Origin of the sequence: Streptomyces sp. NPDC046887, assembly GCF_040644755.1 — a bacterium.
GTDB lineage: Bacteria > Actinomycetota > Actinomycetes > Streptomycetales > Streptomycetaceae > Streptomyces > Streptomyces lichenis.
Window position 1 is genome coordinate 118,420 of record NZ_JBEYXH010000008.1, and the last position, 19,846, is coordinate 138,265.

The following is a 19,846-nucleotide window of genomic DNA, read 5'->3' on the forward strand; positions in this document are numbered from 1 at the left end:
TTGGTGTGCGTGGGTGCTGAGGTCACAGCGCTCTCTTCTCGTCGTCAGCCGGCTCGGCTTCATCAATGTGCTGCGAGGTGGTGAACTCCGGTGCCAGAACACCGGTAGTCAGTCCGTGAATGGTCTGCTCGATGACGTGCGTGCTCGTTTTCGCGAGCGTGGTGAGTACGTCTTCGAGCTGCTGGAGGTGGCGGAATGCGTCTCCGTAACGGCGTTGGTCGAAGAGGGGCATACGAGGAACGCGGCAGCGGCGCAGGTCCTCACGGCTGAGTACGCCGAGGGTGTTGGACACCGGCAGTGCGTTGGCGTCGATGCGCAGGAACGTGGCGAGGAAGTGCGCGTCCAGCCGGGTGTCGTCGATCTCGACGACCTGAGCGATGCCGATTTCGTCCTCGGCGCTGCCGGTAGCGACAACCGGCGGGCGGCCGTGCATCCGAAGAAGCAGATCGCCCGCGTGCGGGGTGGTCTCGCGGGAACGGATTCTCAGGGCGCCTGCACGTTCCAGCTCGCCAAAGGTCACGTACACGTGGTGCGTCGGCTTCGGCGGCGCGGCGAAGCGCGGAAGACCTTGGCCGAGACTCGTGTACGCCATCCGTAGCCGGTCGGTGACTCGGCGGAAGTCCTCGGGGCTCGCCTCGGTAGGAGAGCTGATGTACCGGGAAGGCAGAAGGCCAGCGTCGCCGTGGAGGATCTCTCTGCGTGGAACGGCACGGAACATCGTCGGGTGGGCATCAGAGAAGAGACGTTGCCAGGCGGCGAACTCCTGGGGCACATCGGCCGCGTCGCCCAGTCCCGAGAGATCGACCATGCGCACCGTCTCCGTGGCGACAGCGTCGTAAGGGCGTTGCAGCACCCAGAGGCAGAGCTCGGTGTCGGATGTCGATCCCATTCCCTTCGGCAGCGCGATCACATCGCGCAGGGCGCCGGAACGCGTCAGCTCAGCACGGATGTGTTCCCCGGAAGGCTGAAGGCTAGTACGGGGCGTTACGGCGACCACGGCCAGGCCGCGAGGCCGTAGATGGGCGTAGCAATGCTGGACCCAGGCCAGTTCGCCGTCACGAGGAGCGGGGACACCGAATTCCCAGCGCGGATCATCAGCTAGTTCGTCGGCCGGCCACCGGGGGATTTCGAAGGGAGGCTCGCAGACCACTGCAGCCGCCTTCCCCAGGTAGGCGTCGAGCTGATTGTCCAGGAAGGAGTCGCCGGTGCGGATCTCGTACGGTGCCCCGTGTGCGTTGTTGCGCAGATTGCGGGCGGCGGCGGAGGCGGCTGACTCCTCGATTTCCTGGCCGACAAGCTTGACGGCATCCCCGAAGCAGTCCGCGACGGCCAGCAGCAGAGTGGCGTCGGAACAGGCTGGGTCGAGTACCGCAGATTCGTCCGTGAAACCGGCTTCGATCGGTCGTGGCGTTGCGGTCGTGCGTGGCAGCAGCGCTGCCATCACCCTGGCCAGCAAATGCCCGGAGTCCAGGTTCGCGATTCCCAGCCCCGCCTCTGCCGCCGGCAGCTGGTCGCCGTGCGGAACAGGGTACGGCGCTTCCTGGTCCACGCGGTGGGTGCCGGTTTCAGTGCGGCCGGCCGTCGATAGCTGATCGCCCTTACCGGTGGCTTCCAGCCACGCCTCGACCTCGGTCCGGGAGAACGTCGGCCTGCGCCCGTCACCGCCCACAGGCTGCGGGAACGCGGGGTAGCGACGGCGCCAGTTAGACACGGCGGCACGGCCGACACCCGCCAGCCTGGCGATCGCGGCGGCGGTCATCTCCTCGGACTCGGCTGGGGTCATGACAGCGACCATATCGGGCAGATCTCACCCTCGGCAAGCCCTTGTGTACATCTCGCCTTTGAGTCAACACCCTTCTGTGAACATCGATGCCCTTCGTCAACGCTCTTGCCTTCTGTCGTCCGGTGTGGCTACGGTTCCTTCCGGCGAGAGCTCTTGGTTCGCCGCCTGCACCTTGCACGCCATCACAGCCCCGCACGCCCCAGTCGTCCCTTGGCCTCCTGGAGCCGGACGCGGCACGACCGCTAACGGAACCGACGTTCCACAGATCGAGCAGATCCCCCGCCCCGAACACGGAGGAGTCCCGGTGCACCATCAGCGCAAGGTCCGCACGAGCAGGCGGGAACTCTGGCCCTGCCGCCCCACGCGGCAGACCTCCTGCGGCAAGACCAGGTTTGTCGACCGCATTGCGGCCGACCTCACACTCGCCGGGATCCGCGCCCGCGGCCGCGCCAGGGGGAAGGACCCCATCCGCTCGTACCTCTGCCCGAGGTGCCACGGCTGGCACCTGACCTCGGGCCCGGCCCGCCGTGTACACGGCGGGCCCCAGATGCCGACCCGCCGTCACTGACCGGCCGGAACCAGGTGCCGACGGTTCGAAGGGCACAACCGAACCGTCGGCACCTGCCGCACGCGGTCAGGCCGCCCCGCCGGCCAAGCGAGCTGTATGTGCACCAGAACGTCTCCCTGCCACAACCATCGAAGACGAGGACCCCCGTGACCCTTGAAGTCTCCCGCACCGTGACCCGCCCTCCTGGGGCGAAGAAGGCGCCGACCACCCGGAAGAGCTCTCTGCACCGGCTGCGCGCCAAGGGGCCCGATCGAGTTGAGGACCTCAGTGCCTTCGTGCTTCCCCGCTACCTGGATCGCGAAGGCTTCACGAGCCGTCCGGTCAACAAGGACGGCCTCGTCGGCCTGCTCGTCACCGGCACGATCGCCCCGGGCCGGGCCGACTGGTGCGACCCGCTCAGCATCCTGACGGGGCACCCCGTCGCTGAGGAGAACCGGACCTCGCTCGCCCTCTTCCTGGTCCGGACCGAGAACTCGGTGTACGGCATCACCTACGGCATGGGGCACCTGATGATTGACCCGGTCCGGATCGACCCCGGGTTCGGCATCGAGTTCGCCGTCCGCTGCCTGAAGGAGGACCGCATCACCAAGGTCCGCCGACAGGTCATGGACGCCCGTGGTCGCACCGACGAGAACTCCGCCACCAGTGGTGAGCACATCCGAGGCTTCGGCATCGAACAGTTCGGTGAGATCGTCAGCCAGATCTCCGGACAGATCGAGAACGTCCCCCTCACCTTCACCACGGGGAGCAAGCGGCCGGCCCACGTCACTGGCAACGACAGGTCGATCAAGATACATCTTGGCAACTCGCCCGCCGCCCTCCTCCATGACCTCCAGAAGATCGAAGAGGTGTGCGCGAGGCCCAACCCGCTGCCCGAGTTCGAGTTCATCGCCCAGGTCCGACCGCTCAGCCCGAAGAGCGAGCAGGCGCAAAAGCTCGACGTGCGCCTCGACGCCATGCTTGGCGAGGGGCAGACGAGCCGCATGGCGCTTGCTGTGCCCAGCGTGTGCAGGGAACACTTCGAGTTCGCCGAGTCCTTCAAGGTGACGCTCGCCGGTCATGCCGGGCAGCACGCCGAGCTTGACGTCGACCAGCTCGTTGCCGCTGTCCAGCGTCGCCCGGAGGGAGGTCGCCTGCGTGCGCTGCGCGAGGGCCGTATCCAGATGTTCTCCAGCACCGACGACTCCGAAGCGAACAGCGGCAAGGTCCCTGTCGACCACTGGTTCACTGCAGAAGTCCCCGACGGGGTTGCGCACTACTTCTACTGGCAGGGGAAGTGGTACGAGATCGGAGCCGAGTACCTCACCGTTGTCGAGAAGCGGGTCGCTGACCTCCTTGCCCAGCCTGCCAGCGTCACCATGCCGCCCTGGACCGTCGAGATGTGTGAGACGGGCGAAAGGTGTGGGGTTCCCCAGGGACACAAGAGGCACAACGTGCATGACGAGGACTGGTACAACAAGGAGGTTGCCGCGCAGGATCGGTATGTACTGCTCGACAAGAACAACGTACACACAGAGCGCCTGCGGGGAGGCGGCCTGGAGATCGCTGATGCTCTCGGGCCGCAGGGTCAGTTCATCTGCGTCAAGAAGGCAGCATCCAGTACCGCCCCGTTGAACCACCTCTTCGCGCAGGGGCGCACCGGGATCGAGACGGTGCGTTTCGACCTTCAGGCCCGGAAGGACTTCCTCTCCAAGGTGGACAGGCTCTCGCCCAGGCACGCGCTGGACAGGTCGTTCAGTTCACCGACGCTCGTCTTCGGGATCCTGCTTAAGAATGGGGCAGAACTGACTCCGGACTCGCTTTTCGCCTTTGCCAAGATCTCCCTCCTGCATACGGCGACGGCGCTTGAGGGGATGGGAGCTCGCCTCGAAGTCGTCTCGATCTCGCGGACGGCGGAGACTGGGATGGCACGCGCAACCACGGGCTGAAGCGTACGGTCTACGCCGCCCGAGGCGGGTCCGGCCCCTGGTCCCGGCTTCCGCTCGTGTGAGGGACGCCGAGCGGCTGGCACGGATCGCGATCAGTCGAGGGCCTTGTCCCGCGTTTGCTGACCGATCGACATCTCGAAGTCCTCCAGGCACGGGAAGAGTAGGTCAGTGCCACGGGCGTTGCCGTTGAACAACAAGCCGGTCTTCGCATCCCATTGGAACGTGAGCGCCCTGGCCTTGTCCGCGAACTGGCCTGCTGGCCGCGTCAGTCCACTGCGACTGAGGACGAGGAGCTGCTTCTCCTCTGCCGCGGCGACGCCGTTCAGCCTTTGCACGTCCGAAGTGGACATACTTCGGGCGGAGTTGTGTCAGGCGATGTAGCGCGAATGTGAGGCAAGCGGAGAACTGGAATCGCCCCATTCGACGTCAGTGAGGGCCGAATGCCCGGAGCTGGCTCTCTACCCGACGTACGAGGAGGTCTGGAGAAAGTTCCTGCGGGGCGGTCTGCTCGACCGCGAAATGAGTCGGTGGCAGCAGTTCTTCCAACAGGTCAGGGGGGCGCACGCCATCAGGAGCAGCGCGGAACGGAGGAGCGTCCAACGGACTCCACGGGTCGTGGCACTCCCACCGCGACTCCCTGGTGAGCTCACACGCCAAGTAGGCGATCGCCTTAGGCGATACGTCGACGAGGTCGGCGATATCGGGAAGCTTGCCGATACCCTGAGGATCGCCGGCGCCCAGAGGATCTGCGAGCCGAGCCCACTGCCGTTCACGCGGAGCATAGATGTCAGCCCGCCCATCCAGAATTTCCTGACGATGTCTCCGGCCTAAAGGCGTCTTCGATCATCGATGTCAACTGCATTCGCGATCCCATCGCTGCCGAGCAGCTCAGAGGGGAGCGAGCCGGAGCGATGTTTCAGAGGATGGGCTGCTTCGATATCGTGAACCAATATCATGGCGATATTCGTGCCGGGCGCCGCTCGGGGACGGTCAGTCAGACGGTGAAGGTCGGGATGGCGAGGTCCTGGGTCGCGGACCCGAATCACTACTACTATTTCTCGGATCTCCTGCCTTCATTCGTCGGACTTCGGGAAGCGGCCTATGTGACGGATGTTCCCGAATCTGCCGCACACCGCCTCATCAGGGCCGGGCAGTTCCCGTTTCCGGTGGCGCGGGCGGGGCGGAGCTACAAGGCCTCCGTCAAGGCTCTGATGCACTTCAAGGAAATTTCCGATGCCGTCCTCCATGTCGACGACGTCGAGAATGGCGCCCTGCACGCGCGTGGCGGTGTGCGGTGACCGCTCCCGAGGTCAGTCGCAGGTGGCCTGTGCCCGCACGGCCGCGTGCTCCAGGGAGCAGTGCGCGGCGGTGAGGGAGAGGCCTTGGGCGTGGGCGTCGGTGAGTGTGGTGAGGGGGAGGGGTGGGATGGCGTCGGTGGACGAGGTGAGGGGCAGGGCGCCCAGGAGCCTGCCGTGGAACAGCTCCGCCCGGAAGCGGATCGCGCCCGTGAGCACGGCGCGGGCGGCCTGGACGCAGACTGCCGTGCCGAGGTCGCTCAGGCGCAGCCGGGGGCGGACCGCCACGATCGATCGGGCCTGGCAGATGCGCCGGTGGGCTGGTCGCGCCGGGAGCGGAGGGCAGAGCAGGCCGTGCACGGTCAGGGTGTCCGCGCGCAGGGTGATGGCGGGGGGAGGGGCGGTGCGTTCGCTGTGGCCGGGTGGTCTTCCGGCGGCACCCGCGGGCGGTGGGGCGGTGGTGAGGAGGAGCAGGGTGATCAGGGTGAGCAGGGAGGGGAATGAGGGTCCGCCATGGGGCGGCCTGGGTGCGGGGCCGGTCATGGGCCGGCGGCCGGGGCGGGGGACGGAGCGGGGGTGGGGCGTCGGGCGACGGCCAGGGAGCCGCCCACCAGGGCGAGGACCATGCCGACGAGGAAGCCGCCCATGTTGGCGAACGGGTAGGACATGAGACCGATCACGATGGCCGCCCAGCCGCTGCGCGCGGCGCGGGCCGGAGTGCACCACATATGCACCCCGCACCCCGCCAGGCAGGCGGCGACGGCGAGGGCCAGCGCGCCGCCCTGGCCCTGGAGGGAGAGATACGAGGGTTCGCCGAGGGGGAAGTACGCGATCTCCGCGGCGGCCGCGAGCACGAGCAGGGTGGCCCCGCGGGGGCGGTCGGCCAGGCTCCGGGGCGGAGGGATTGGAGGGGTCGGACGGGTCCGAGAGGTCAGAAGCATGGGTGCTCTCCCAGGCGGACGAACATACGGGATCCACGCAGGGTGAACGACCCCGCGGTCACGGACCATGAGGTGAGCCGCATTCCGGTGATGTCCATGGTCCTGGCCTGCTGGCCGTAGGCGCCCTCTGCTCCGCGTACGCCCGCGACGGCGTCCAGGGTGGCGGCGTCGCGCCCCAGTTGGACATCGCCGAACCGGAGATTCCCCTCAAGGTTGTCCAGGTCGATGACCAGTCCGCGGGCGTCCACGGGGGTGTCGGGCCGCGACCTGATGAGGAGGGTGACCGCGCCGAAGGGGGTGCGGGTCACCGAGGACTGGCAGAGCCCTGTGATGCGTGCGGAGTCGATGCCGGCGACGGCCACGGGACGCGAGGAGCCGGACGAGTCCCGGGTGAACGCGGCGTACTGCACCGCGCCTTCCCCGTGCAGGCTGTCCGCCGACACCTGGAACGACCGGCCGGCCACGGCGAAGGAGACGGGGAGGGCGCTCGCCATGGTGGTGCCGACCATGCCGGCGCCCAGCCCGACCGCCACCGTCACCACGATCGCGAAGCGTCGCCAGTCGGTTCGCGATCGTTCCGGTCGGGGTGGGTGGGAACGCTCTTCGGTTGGTGGGTGGGGGGTGAAAAGCCGCATATTGTCCTCAGGGGGAATTCGGGGGAATTCGGATGAATTCAGGGGGGATTCGGGGGGGATTCGGGGGGATTCAGGGGAGCAGGCCTGGGCGGGGGGCCTGGTTGATGCGGATACGGGTGGCCGGCAGGCAGGCGAACTGAGGGGCCAGCTGCGCGGTCCTGGTCCGGGTGAAGACGCTGAGGTGGTTGCCGGTGCGGCGGGCCGCGTCGAGGACTTCGGACCAGTGGGTGAACACGGTGACCAGGGCGATCGGACCACGCGGGACCTCGTGGGGCAGGGCGCGCAGTGACGAGGGGTTGAGGAGGATGATCGGCTTCGGCGATCGGGAGGAGGAGTCGGTGGGCGGAGGCAGGGGGTGGAGCCGGGCGCCGGCGGTGATGGCGGAGTCGGACCAGTCCCTGAGCTGTGCCTGGCGGGTGAGGGCCAGTTGAGAGGGTGTTACGGGGTGAGCGGCGGCCTCGGCGGTGAACGCGCGGAGGAAGGGACCGGCTTGATCCCGGTGCACGGCGATCAGCGGGGTCGCGGCGCAACTGAGGCAGGTGCGTCCGAAGCACGCACGGGCGGCGCATCGGGCGGCCGTCACCGGATGGCCGTCGTGACGCAGCACCAGGAGGCCCGGTGGGCGGGGCCGGCCCGACTCGTCCAGCGGGCGGGGGCAGCACTGGGGCGCGGAGTCGTCGGTGTGCTCGGCCAGGACGGCGTGCAGGGCTTGCGCCTGGGGGCTGCCGGCGGGACCGTGCACGGCCAACTGCCAGGCGGGCGGCGGCAGTCCGGCTTGGTGCGCCAGCGTGGTGGCGATCAGGGCGGCGGGCGCGCTCATGGCGTCGAGCTCGGTGATCACCGTACTGCCCCGGAGCAGGGCCGGCAGCGCGCCTTCGAGCAGCGAGGCCAGCGGTCGCGCGCCGTCCACCTGGGAGAGGACCACGGCCGGCGGTGGTGCCTCGGTACGGGGTGTGCGGCGTGGTTGCCGGGTGCGGAAGAGGCCGTGGGGGGCCGTCCCGGCCCGCAGTACCCGGTCGGCCTCCCGGCACTCGGCGTCGGCGTCGGCGGGTGCGAGGCCGCTGCCCTGGGTGAGGACATCACGCAACGCGGCTCGACACGACGTGAGTTGAGTGCGCAGTCGTCGGGCCCAGTCCCGCCGCTCGGCCGGGTCGGCCGGGCCGGAGGCGGTATGGGCCTGGCGTGCCCGGGTGACGGCGTGACGCGCGTCGGCCGGTGAGCAGAGGGGGACCGCCGGCAGGGGGTGCCCGGTCACCGGGCCGCTCACGGTGATCCCCTCGCGGGAGGCGCCGGCGGTGGTGCCGGCCTCGATGGCCGCGCGCATCCTGGGGCCCAGCAGCTGCCGGTAGGTGGGGATGGGTGGTCGCATGGTGGGGCTTTCGGTGGGAGGTCGCGGTGCGCGCTAGGTGCTCGCGGGGCGGGGCGCGGTGGGGGCCGGCCCGGTTGGCGAAGGGGCGTGGACGCTGGGGAGGGCGATACGACGGCAGGTGCGGGCCAGGGTTCCCGCCGGGCGGAGGAGGACGCAGGCGGCGGCGCCCCAGGCCGTTCCTCCCAGGAGGACGCCGGCCGCCGTCACCGCGGCGGAGGCGGCGACGGCGGCGAGGAGGCAGGGCCCGAGGATGAGGGCCAGGACCTGGCAGACGGCACGCAGTCCGGGCAGCCGGCGGACGCGTACGGCGGGGGATCCGCAGCCGCGCGCCCCGGCGGTGTGGGCGCGGGCGTTCGACCAGAGCAGCGCGGGGATCAGCACCAGTCCCATGCCGAGCAGGGTGGCGGCGACGGGCGATCCGAGCCAGTGGGTGAACTCCGACGCGGTGGGCGGGCCGTGGGGGAAGTCCGCCGCTGCCGGGGCCAGGAAGCGGTGCGCGCCCGTGCCGTCCCAGCCGTGGATGAGGACGAAGAACACGGCGGTGTAGGCGCCGAGCAGTTGGAGAAAGGCCGGCCACACCCTGCCGCGTACCAGCAGCGCATGCGTACCGCAGTACCCCAGCGCGCTGAAGAGGGTGGTGCCCGCGCTGAAGAGGGCCATGCCCCAGGGCGGCAGCTCCCGGACGGCGTACATGGTCTCCCAGGCGGGAAACCGGGTGGCCAGCCACATGCCCATGGGGGTGAAGAGCACGCCCATGAACAGCACGGTCGCGAGCAGGTGCCGGTCACGTACACGCGCCAGGCGCGCGGCGTCGTCGCGGGCCCCGTGAAGCTGCTCGGCCGTGGCGAGTGCGCAGCCCGCCCCGATGGCGTACGACCAGAAGGCGTCCACCTGCACCATGGGTGCGACCTCCCTTCCCGGGTTGACGGGGTTGATGGGGTTGATGGGGCTGGCGGGGCTGATGAGCGCTGGTGGTGCCGGGGTCAGGCGGGTACGGGGCGGGGGGTACGGGGGGCCGGGGCGGCGGACGGAGTGGTGTGGGCCGGGGCGTGGCCGGGGCCGACCCCGTCGGTGGGCGCGTAGGCGGTGCACCAGGCGGGCAGCCGCACTCCGGCGAGGCGCAGGTGGGCCAGCCGGCTGTGGTAGGCGGCCCCGTGCAGCAGGGCGTCCGCGACATCGGCGGCCCGGCGGTTGCGGGGGTCCTCCCAACTGCTCCCGCGCGTCCAGTCGTTGAAGGCGCCCATCGAGGGGCCGCACCAGATCTGGTAGTCCCCGGTACGCCCCGGGTCGCCACTGGTCGCCCAGCGGGAGGAGAGGCCCAGGTACCAGCGGAACAGCAGGGCCATCCGGGCCTTCGGGTCGCGGTCCGCCCGGTCCGCCTCGCCGGGCCGGTGCCGGCGCAGATAGCCGGCCACGTCGAGCCAGGCCTCCTCGACCGGGCGGCGCAGGATCTGCTCCTCCAGGCGCCGGCGGTCGGCCACGGGGAGGTCGTCGAGTCCGGAGTGGGCGCGGTACAGCCGGTGGAGCCAGGCGGCCCTGCCGGGGAAGAGGGTGCCGCGTTTGAGCACCTGCACCTCGGCTCCGATCTCGAACATGTCGGCGGCCGGGGCCATAGTGCAGTCCGCGATGTCCGCCGTCGCGAGCAGGGCCTTGACCTGCGGCGACGTCCCCGACTCCAGACAGCCCTGGTTGATCGAGCCGGTGACGATGTAGGCCGCTCCCATGGCGAACGCCGCGAACGCCGCCTGCGGGGTCCCGATGCCGCCCGCCGCTCCGATCGCCACGGTGCCACCGGGGTTGCCGGACCTCGCCTCCCGGTCCCGCAAGGCGATGATCAGGGGCAATTGGGTCACCAGGGGGCGCCGGTCGGTGTGGCCGGCGGAGTCGGCCTCCACGGTGATGTCGTCGGCCAGCGGCACCCGCGCCGCGAGGGCCGCCTGCTCGGGTGTGAGCCGGCCGTCCGCGACCAGGTCCGCCACCAGCTCGGCGGGCGCGGGGCGCAGGAAGGATTCGGCCGTCGCCGCCCGGGAGACCTTGGCGATGACCCGGTTGCCGGCGAGTACCCCGCCGTCGGGGGCGCTGCGCAGTCCGGTGGCGCGGTATCGGACGAGCTCGCGGGTCGGCGCGATGAACGCGGAGGCCTCGACACAGGTCACACCGTTGCGCAGATACACCTCGACGGTGTCCCGTTCGGCTCGCGGGGCGGCCGGGCTGTGGATGAGGTTGCTCGCCCAGGGCAGGTCCGGCAGCTCGCGGCGCAGCCGCCGTACGGCCGTCTCGACCCGGTCGGCGGCGAGCCCGGCCGCCCCGAACGAGGCGAGGTGGCCGGCGTGGGCGAGCGCGGTGACCAGCTCCACCGACGAGATGCCCGCCGCCATCGATCCGGCCATATAGGGGTGCCGCAGCCGGTGGCGGTCGAGGAAGGCCGACGCCCCGAGGTTGCGCACGTCCACCGGCGGCGCCACCGCCAGGATCCGCGCGCCGGAGCCCTGACCGGGGCGGTCGGCGCTGACCCCGACGCGCCCGCCCGCCTCCACCACGTAGCAGGGCCGGTCCAGCGCGGCCAGTACGGAACGGACGCCCGCAGCTTCCACGTACACGGTCATACCGCCTCCTCCTCGGGCCGCGCCGGCGCGCGCAGCGCGATGCCGTCCACCGCGTACACCCGGAGCCCGTCGCGCCACACGCTTCCCTCGGCGCGCACGGTGAGGCCGTCCTGGTCCCGTACCACCTCGCGGAGGTGCACCTCGGCCTGCACCTCGCGGTGGTGGGGCTGGATCTGCCCCCGGTAGGTCCAGCGCAGCTCGGCCCCGGGGAGCGGGCGCAGCTCGGCGAGCCGGTCGCCGGAGATCGCTCCGGTGCCGCTCAGACAGGCCCCCGTCATCTGGACGAGCATCTCGATCCCGCAGGAGCCCGGCATCACCGGATCGCCCAGGAAGTGCCGGCCGAAGTACCAGTCATCAGGGTCGACCGGCTTGGAGCAGAGCAGATAGCCCAGCCCGTGGAGCCCGCCGCCCGGGACGAACTCGGCCTCGGCACCGGCCAGGAAGGCGAGCCGGCCGCGGGCCGGGTGGTCGCCGCACTCCGCGTCGAAGGACCGTACGCGGGTGGTGGACGGGTCCTGCCGCCGCAGCCAGGGAGGGATCCGGCGCCCCGCGTCCATCCCCTGCTGCTCGGCCAGGACGGGCAGGGTGAAGAACCCGTGGACGGCCTCCCCCTCGTAGCAGGCCTCGTCCGAGACGGCGAGCCGGTAGCCGTAGCGCTGGAGGACCGCTCCCGGCAGCGGTGTGTGCGCCAGCAGGGTGGTCCGCTGGCGCACCGTGCGCCCGCGCAGGTCCGCGTGGCGCAGCAGCCGGGCGCGGCCCTCCAGGTTGCGGACGGTCCATGCCTCGTCCGGGTACTCGGTGCTGGCGCCGAGCGCGGCTCCGACGAACGCGGCGGCCTGCAGGGAGACCTCCAGGTACGCCAGGTGGGGGACGGTCCCCGCGTTGTCCCGGAGGTACCAGGGCTGCTCCGGGACGTCGTACTCGGTGGTGTACGCCGATCCGACCGGGTACGTTCCGCGTTCGCCGGGTGGGTCGGCCATGCGGTGGAGCATCCGCATGCCGCCGCTCGGCAGCCGCGGCCTGACCAGGCCCGCCGAGCGGTGCGCGGAGGCGCCGTAGGTGACGCCGAGATCGCCCGCCGCGGCATGGGCCATATGGAGCTCATGGGCGTAGACCCCTTCCCCCGTCGAGTCGCGGCGTGGGGATCGGCCGCGGGGTGCCGGGGCCAGGACCGTCCCCGCGGGCTCTCGCAGTTCGCAGCCCGCGGCATGGAGCCGGGCCACCCGGTGCCCCTCGGCGTCGGTGACGCACACGTCCGCGACGACATGCGGACGGGGCACCAGACCGGCCCGCGCGATATCGGCGGTCAGGGTCAGCGGCCCGGAACGACTGCCGGGACGCACCATCTCGACATGGGTGGGCTCCCCGGTCCAGGGGATCAGCGAGGGCCGGGGCAGGCACAGCTGCAGGCCGAGGTGGAGGGCGTGGACAGCCAGCGCCTGCCAGGTGGCGCTCAGCAGGCAGGCCACGGCGGTCTCGGGCGCCTGGACTCCGAACGCGACGGTCGCCCTGACCCGGCCCTGCCGGTAGCGGCCCGCTCCCGGTCCGTGCAGGGTGACGTCGTCGAGCAGCGAGAAATCCACCGGCCCGGTCCAACCGGTGCCACCCTCGGGGGAGTCGGCCGGCTGGAAGGCGGGGCCGAACACGGAGCCCCAGGCACCCTCGGCCAGCAGAGCGAGGTCGCCCCGGCCGAGGTCGCGCGGCCCGGTCCGGACCAGGGGGTGGAACCGGTCCTCCGGGCACGGCACGGTCCGGTCGGGCCAGGGCTGCCGCAGCGCCGCCGCGCCGGTGCGGCCGCTCACCTCGGCCACCGGGCTTCCGTCCTGCCGGAGCTCCCAGCGGTGCTGCCCGGAGCGGGCGGGTACGACCCGCAGGCCCGTGATGCCGGAAGGCCCGGCTTGGCGGTTCCAGTCCACGGTGGCCCGCAGCGCGGTGCCGCCGGCGGACGGTTCCGGCCCGGCGGAGGGCCGGTCCTCGGCTGCCAGCAGCCACTGCTGCAAGGACTCGTGCGTACGCAGGGCGGCCTGGTGCGCGGCCCGGAGTGACCGCGCCAGTTCGCCGGTGATCCCGGCCGCGGTCACATCCCTCGGAAGCGCCGGAAGCGCCGGAAGCGCCGGAAGCGCCGGAAGCGCCGGAAGCGCCGGAAGCGCCGGAAGCGCCGGAAGCGCCGGAGACTCGGGGGGACGCGGGGCCGAGATGGCGGGGCGCGGCGCCTCCTCGGCGCCGGTCCACCACGGGATGACGGGCACGGGGCCGTCGAACGTGAGGTCTTCCATGCTCTCTCGCAGGGTCGGACGGCGGACGGGGGAGTGGGCGCCGCGGCGCTACGGGGCGTCCGGACGCGGCGCGGGCCATGCCGCACGGCTGCCGAGTTCGGGGGCGGCCACGATGCCCTTGACGGCGTGCCAGTGCTGGAGCACCCGGCCCTGCTCGTCGTGGGCCGTGACGTCGCAGGTGAGTTGGAGCGGGCCGCGCTCCAGCAGTTCGGCCGTGATGGTGAACGGTTCGCCGTCCGGAAGGGGCGCGTAGAGCCGCACCCGGTCCACCGCCACCGGCAGGCACCGGTGGCCGCAGAGCCGCCGTCCGAGCAGGGCCGCCGTCTGGAGCAGGAGGTCGGCGAGCGCGGGGCTGTAGAGAGCGCTGCCGTACGCTCCGGCGGCCAGCGGCGGATCGGAGAGGCGGGCCGCCGTGGTCAGCCGGGTGTCGTCCTCGCTCAGCACCGGGCCCAGGCCGCGCAGCAGGGGGCCGTGGAAGAGGAAGCCGTCCTGGTAGGCCGGGTTGGCGTCCGCGTACGAGGGCGGGTGCGGCAGCCGCGGGGGGTCCGCCGGTACGGGGGTGAGCACCGGTGAGCCGAAGACACCCTCGTAGCGCGGTGCCGGGGCGCTCCGTCCCTCGTCGTGCACGGTGAAGTGGACGGCCGGGTCGGCTCCGTCCCGCGGAACCAGGGCGACGCGGGCGCGGGACGGTTGCGAGCCGTCGAGGACGAGGCCCTTGCGTACGCGGAAGTCGCGGACCTCCGTCACCATCCGGCCGGGGCGCAGCCGCTCCACGGCGTTGACGCCCCAGCCGATGGCGGCGGTCATGGGCAGCACCGGGCGGTCGTCGATGCTGTGGTCCCGCAGGACCGGTTCCTCGCCCAGGCGGTCGAGACCGCGCAGCAACTGGACACCGCCCGGGGGCAGTGCGGACGGGGTGAAGACCGACCGCAGGGGGCCGAGGACGACGATCGGGTCGCCTTCGCCCTCGGCGCTCTCGGCGGTCAGCTGCCCGAGGAAGTGGGCGACACCCTCCTCCGGGCTGAGCAGCGGGACCCCGAGCCGGGTGAACAGGGCCTGGGCCTCCGGCGACGCCATGCCGCCGCGCCAGGGGCCCCAGGCCAGGGCGGCGACCCTGCACCGGGGGTGTTCCGCCCGCCAGGCGCAGGCGAAGCGGTTGAGGGCTTCGTTGGCCATCGCGTAGTCGGTCTGCCGGCCGTTTCCATAGATGCCGGACACCGAGGTGAACAGGACGAGGTGGCGCAGCTCGTCCGCCGGCAGCGCGGCCAGGACGTTCACCAGCCCGGTGAGTTTGGTGTCGACCACCCGGGCGATGCCCTGGGCGGTCTTCGCCGCCAGGGGCGCGTCGGCGAGCACCCCCGCGCCATGGATCACCCCGGTCACCCGGTCCGCGTACGGGGCGAGGGCCGCCCTGACCGCCGGCGCGTCGGCGACATCGGCGGCCACATACGACGCCTCGACCCCGTGGGCGCGCAGTTCGGCCAGCGTGGCCCGGATCTCCCGCTGCTGGACGATCCGGTGCGCCCAGGCCTCGGCCTCCTCACGGGCATCGGCGGCGTCGGCGGTCAGGCCCTCGGACACCGTCCGCGCCAGGCGCGCCTCGGTGAGGGCCGCCGGGTCGTCGTGGTGCCCGGCCCACTCGGGTTCCTCCCGCAGAGCCGTGCGGCCCAGCAGGACGAAGCCGCAGGACCGCTCGGCCGCCAGCGCGGAGGCGCACCAGGCGGTGATGCCGCGCGCCCCGCCGGTGACCACCAGCAAATCGTCGGGCCCGGGCGCCGCGAGCGCCGCGGACGGCGGGGGAGCGGAGGGCAGGGCGGCGGACGGCGCGGTGGATACGGTGAGGGTCTGGCGCCGCGCGCCGTCCCAGGCGACCTCGGGCACCGGCGCGGCGTCCACCATCTCGTGCAGCAGGCGCTCGGCCGCCTGCGGTGCCGCCAGTCGGGGAGCGAGGTCCAGCGCACGGCAGAACAGGGCCGGTTCCTCGACGCCGAGTGCCTTGACCAGACCGCCCAGGCCGCCGTACAGGGCCGCCACCGGCTCCCCGAGGGACCCGGCCAGGCCGAGGGTGCCATCGAGTCGGGTGACGGTGAGGAACCCCGCCCGGTGGCCCGCCGCGGTGGTCTTCCGGAGCGCGGGCACCACCTGCTTGGCCAGCAGGACCGTGTGGCCCAGGCGGGTGACCGCCTCGGCGACGTCCGCCTGCCCCGCCTCGCGGCTTACCGGCACGACACACAGGTCCAGGCGCTCCCGGCCGGCCAGGGCGTCGGCGACCCGGCCGCGCAGGGTCTCCTCCCGCCAGTCGGCGAGCTGCCACCGGTCCTGGTCGTCTCCGCCCGCCTCGCCGCCGTCCGCCCCGGGCAGGGCCAGGCGGCGTACGCTCCAGCCCGCGTCGCGCAGGGCCGCGGCCACCGCGCCGGCCAGCGCACCGCCGTCGTCGACCACCAGGGCGGAGGGGTCGGGGCCGTAGGGGTCCGGCAGGACGTCCGCCTCGGGCAGCGGGCGCGGCACGAGGAAGCCCCGGCCCACGGGGACCGGTTCGGTGGGCGCCTCGCCCGGCGCGGCCGGCCCCGAGGCCACCTCCATCAGCAGGGAGGCGAGTTCACCGACGGTCCGCGCCTGGGCGAAGCGGTAGATCTCCTCGCGGGGCAGGAAGGGGTAGCGGCGCCATGCCTCCGAGGCGATCTCCACCTGCTTCAGGGAGTCGATGCCCAGTTCGGTCTGGATGTCCAGGTCGGGGGCGACCATGTCGAAGGTGTATCCGGTCTTCTCCGCGACCAGTTCCCGCAGGCACCGCTCCACCTCCTCCACACCCATCGCCTGGAACGAGGCGCCGTCCCCGGCGGGGTCCGTGCTGTCGGCGGAGTGCTCCGGTACGGCAGGGGCAGGGGCAGGGGCAGTGGCCGTGGCAGGGGCAGGGGCAGGGGCCGCAGTCGCGGTGGGCGGGGCCGTGGCGTCGCCGGCCCGCGGAGGCGGCAGCGTGCCCTCGGGGACCTCCACCACCGGAAGGTCCGTCACGCCCGCTTCCGCCGTGTCGGCGGCGGCCCGGTCCCCCAGCCCCAGCCGGGCGAAGGCGAGCATCACCTCCTGCGCCCGGATATGGGCCCTGCTCAGCGCCAGGCCGTGCTCCTTGACGGCCTCCACCCTGCTCAGCAGCGCCCGGTCCGGTGCGGTCCCGGCGGTGCCGGTCACCAGGTCGGTCAGCCGGCCGGCGGTCCGCAGCTGGCCCCGCAGGAACTCCGTGTGCAGGTCGAGCTGGTCGGCGGCGGCGCGTGCCAGCTCCTCCGCCGCCGACCCGGCCCCTTCCGGCAGGGCGACGGCGGCGACGGGCTCCGCGGTCCGCTCGGGCTCGGGCTCGGGCGTACGGCGGCGGTGCCCTTCGGCCAGCGCCTCCTCGTACGCGGGCCGGCAGGCCTCGACCGCGAACGACGCCCCCTCCAGCAGCCGGGCGACCGGGGACGGCGCGGGTCGCGGCGGAGCGGGCGGCGCCTCGTGGCGGTCGATGCCGCTCATCGGCCGGCCGAGTACCGCCAGCCGGAGCGCGGCGAGTTTCAGGGCCGCCGCGCTGTCCGTGCCGGGGCCGGTGTCGGTGGCGAAGGCCTCGACGGCGCCGTCCCCGAGCGTGCGGTGGACCAGGCGGGTCAGCACCTGCTTGGGGCCGAACTCGACGAACACCCGGTACCCGTCGGCGTACAGCTGCCGTACGCGCCCGGCGAAGTCGACCGGGCGCAGCATCTGCTCGCCCAGGGTCCGCCGGTTGGCGTCCGGGTCCGGTCCGTACCGGGCGTCCGGCGCGCCTGCGAAGACCGGGACGCGCGGCGGCAGGACCCGCACACGGGCGACGGCCTCGGCGAACGCGCGGGCGGAGCTCCGCATCAGAGGGGTGTGGAACGCGCCCGCGACCGGAAGCCGGTGCACGGCCACCCCGCGGTCGCGGCACTGCTCCTCGAACGCTTCGACAGCCGCCGTCGGGCCGCCGATGACCAGCTCGTCGGGGGCGTTGGTGTTGCACAGGGCCAGCAGCGGGTGGTCCGCCGACAGCCGCTCCCAGGAACCGGTGGACAGCCGCGCCGCGACCATCGCCCCGAGGTCGGCGTCCTCCTCCTCCGCCGGTTCCATCGCCCGGCCGCGCTCGCGGGTGAGGGCCAGGCACTGGGCGTCGTCCAGACTGCCGGCCGCCCAGAGCGCGAACAGCTCGCCGCAGCTGTGCCCGAGCACCCCGTCGGGGGCGAAACCCGACTCCGCCAGGTACCGGTACTGGCCCATGGCCAGCGCGCCGATGGCCGCCTGGGCGTAGGAGGGCCGCCGCAGCGCCGCGGTGGTGTCCCGAGCGGTGGTACGTCCGGGGGCGGGGAAGACCACCTGGGCGAGGGTGCCGCCGGGTGGTGTCGGCTCGGTCCACAGGGCGTTCGCCTGGTCGAACGCGGCCCGGACGGACGGCACGGAGGTGAGAGCCGTGAGCCCCATGTCCGGGTACTGGCTGCCCTGTCCGGCGAAGAGGGCGGCGACCTTGGTGCCGGCCGGCAGTGCGGAACGCCGGTAGTGGGCCCGGCTGGGCAGCTCCCAGCTGTCCGACGCGGGCTCGCTCTCCAGGTGCGCGACGGCCCGTGCCACCGCCGAGGCACGCTCGGCGTCGTCCGAGGCGAGGACTCCCAGCCGGGCGTGCCCGGGCGGAATCTCCGCGGTGGTGTCCGGCTCGGTGTCCTCGCGCAACCGGTCCAGGAGGGCCGGGACATCCGGGGCGTGCCAGAGGAACACCCTGGGTGTGCCGTGCCAGACCCGCACCCCGTCCTCGGAGGGACGGTGCTCCTCCAGGACCGCGTGGAAGTTGACCCCGCCGAACCCGAACGCGGAGACCGCCCCGCGCCGCACCGGGTGGCGGGGATCGAGCACCCACGGCCGGGTGCGGGTGTTCACATACAGCCCGCCCTCACCGGCCGCCTCGTTGACCGTGTCGACGTTGATGGTCGGCGGCAGCACCTTGTGGTGCAGGGCCAGCGCGGTCTTGATGAGGCCGGCCGCTCCGGCGGCCGCCTTGGTGTGGCCGATCTGGGACTTCACACTGCCGATGGCGACCGGTGCCGGCGAGGAGCCCAGGAAGGTGCGCAGCGTGCCCAGCTCCACCGCGTCACCCACCGCGGTGCCCGTCCCATGCGCCTCGACAAGCCCCACGGAACCCGGCGGCACCTCGGCGTCCTCATAGGCGCGGCGCAGCGCCTCGATCTGCCCTTCGCCGCTGGGGGCGTAGATGCTCGACGTCCGGCCGTCGCTGGAGTTCCCCAGCCCGCGCAGTACGGCGTAGATCCGGTCTCCGTCGCGTTCGGCGTCGGCGAGCCGCTTGAGCGCCAGCATGCCGATGCCCTCACCGAGCAGGGTCCCGTCGGCGGAGGCGTCAAAGGGCCGGACCCGGCCGCTCGGTGACAGCGCGGGCGTCTTGCTGAAGCACATGAAGGTCGACACCGAGTTGTCCGCGTCGCAACCGCCCGTGATCATCAGGTCGGCGCGATGCTCGACCAGTTCGCTGGCGGCCATGCGCAACGCAGCCAGCGAGCTCGCACACGCCGCGTCGACCGTGCAGTTGGCGGCGCCCAGTCCGAGGCGGTTGGCGATGCGCCCGGAGACCACGTTGGCGAGCACCCCGGGGAAGCTGTCCTCGGTCCAGGACGGCCAGGCCGCCTTCACTCTCCGCACCAACTCGTCGGCGTCCCGCTCGGACAGCCCGCAGCTGAGCGCGGACTCGCGCACCACAGGCGCGAAGAGCCGTGCGCCCAGGGGCAACATGGTCGTGTTCTGCCCACACACCCCGAGGATCACCCCGGTGCGCGCCGGGTCGTACCAGGCGGACCGGTCGCACCGGGCGTCCGCCAGCACATCGCGCGCGACCCGCAGGCTGAGCAGCTGTACGAGGCCGATGGCGTCCAGGGAGGCCGGGGGCATCGCGAACTCGGCGGGGTCGAAGACCACGGGCGGCAGAAAGCCACCGCGACGCGCGTAGGTCTTGTCCTCCGCGAACGGGTCCGGGTCGTAGTGGTCCGCGATCCGCCACGCCTTCTCCGGGACGTCGGTGATGCAGTCCCGTCCGAGAATGATATTCCGCCAGAATTCCCTGGCATCGTGCGCCTGGGGAAACATGCCGGCGATTCCGATGATGGCGATCTGGGTTCTGGCGAGACGAAAATCATTCATCTTGATTGGATCCTCACCGGGGTCGCCGTCCTGTCGGATTTTCATCCAAGGCGTCCGTGCGAACCGGACGAGCCTGGGCATTCTCCACGCAGAAGCGGCACTGTAGCCCGCCCTTCAGGGCTTGCGCACTCCGACACCCGGAATTCCCCGCGGTCTCCGGGGGGCAGAGGGAATGGGCGCCTGGAATTATTCGATGATTACCGGTCCCGTTGAGTGGGTGTTCTGACGGGCATTCAGGCGGTTATTCGGATCGAAGAATCGC

At 72.2% G+C, this 19,846-nt stretch carries 12 protein-coding genes; 2 read left to right on the forward strand and 10 right to left on the reverse strand.

Annotated elements, in window-relative coordinates; genetic code table 11:
- Positions 1–22: 22 nt before the first annotated feature.
- The gene (locus tag ABZ945_RS11055) at positions 23–1,783 is read right to left on the reverse strand and encodes an N-6 DNA methylase (RefSeq protein ID WP_361266941.1); all 1,761 of its coding nucleotides are present in this window, start codon (positions 1,781–1,783) and stop codon (positions 23–25) included.
- Between the two features lie 714 nt (positions 1,784–2,497).
- Here ABZ945_RS11055 and ABZ945_RS11060 point away from each other — a divergent pair.
- The gene (locus tag ABZ945_RS11060) at positions 2,498–4,279 is read left to right on the forward strand and encodes a DUF6119 family protein (RefSeq protein WP_361266943.1); all 1,782 of its coding nucleotides are present in this window, start codon (positions 2,498–2,500) and stop codon (positions 4,277–4,279) included.
- Positions 4,280–4,371: 92 nt separating this feature from the next.
- On the opposite strand, the gene ABZ945_RS11065 is transcribed toward ABZ945_RS11060, so the two are convergent.
- Entirely contained in the window at positions 4,372–4,614 is a 243-nt protein-coding gene (locus ABZ945_RS11065) for a hypothetical protein (RefSeq protein ID WP_361266945.1), read from the reverse strand.
- Positions 4,615–5,202: 588 nt separating this feature from the next.
- Between ABZ945_RS11065 and ABZ945_RS11070 the strand changes: the two genes are divergently transcribed.
- Entirely contained in the window at positions 5,203–5,577 is a 375-nt protein-coding gene (locus tag ABZ945_RS11070; protein ID WP_361266947.1) for a hypothetical protein, read from the forward strand.
- Positions 5,578–5,589: 12 nt separating this feature from the next.
- On the opposite strand, the gene ABZ945_RS11075 is transcribed toward ABZ945_RS11070, so the two are convergent.
- The 8 genes from ABZ945_RS11075 to ABZ945_RS11110 form a co-directional block, all read right to left on the reverse strand.
- Entirely contained in the window at positions 5,590–6,117 is a 528-nt protein-coding gene (locus tag ABZ945_RS11075; RefSeq protein ID WP_361266948.1) for a hypothetical protein, read from the reverse strand.
- Complete coding sequence (locus ABZ945_RS11080; protein ID WP_361266950.1) at positions 6,114–6,515, reverse strand: DUF6114 domain-containing protein; 402 nt, start codon at positions 6,513–6,515, stop codon at positions 6,114–6,116. The genes ABZ945_RS11075 and ABZ945_RS11080 overlap by 4 nt, the downstream gene beginning before the upstream one ends.
- Positions 6,506–7,057 carry a DUF6230 family protein gene (locus ABZ945_RS11085; protein ID WP_361266952.1) on the reverse strand — a complete coding sequence of 184 codons (552 nt, stop codon included), beginning with the start codon at positions 7,055–7,057 and terminating at the stop codon, positions 6,506–6,508. Before ABZ945_RS11085 ends, ABZ945_RS11080 begins: the two co-directional genes overlap by 10 nt.
- Positions 7,058–7,220: 163 nt before the next feature.
- A complete protein-coding gene (locus ABZ945_RS11090; RefSeq protein ID WP_361266954.1) occupies positions 7,221–8,519 on the reverse strand; it encodes an aldehyde dehydrogenase family protein in 1,299 nt (432 codons plus the stop codon).
- A gap of 33 nt (positions 8,520–8,552) precedes the next feature.
- A complete protein-coding gene (locus tag ABZ945_RS11095; RefSeq protein WP_361266956.1) occupies positions 8,553–9,419 on the reverse strand; it encodes a hypothetical protein in 867 nt (288 codons plus the stop codon).
- Between the two features lie 83 nt (positions 9,420–9,502).
- Positions 9,503–11,125, reverse strand: a complete 1,623-nt coding sequence (locus tag ABZ945_RS11100; protein WP_361266958.1) for a PfaD family polyunsaturated fatty acid/polyketide biosynthesis protein — start codon at positions 11,123–11,125, stop codon at positions 9,503–9,505.
- A complete protein-coding gene (locus ABZ945_RS11105; protein WP_361266960.1) occupies positions 11,122–13,206 on the reverse strand; it encodes a 3-hydroxyacyl-ACP dehydratase in 2,085 nt (694 codons plus the stop codon). Before ABZ945_RS11105 ends, ABZ945_RS11100 begins: the two co-directional genes overlap by 4 nt.
- Before the next feature lie 243 nt (positions 13,207–13,449).
- Complete coding sequence (locus ABZ945_RS11110; RefSeq protein WP_361266962.1) at positions 13,450–19,584, reverse strand: SDR family NAD(P)-dependent oxidoreductase; 6,135 nt, start codon at positions 19,582–19,584, stop codon at positions 13,450–13,452.
- Between the last annotated feature and the right edge of the window lie 262 nt (positions 19,585–19,846).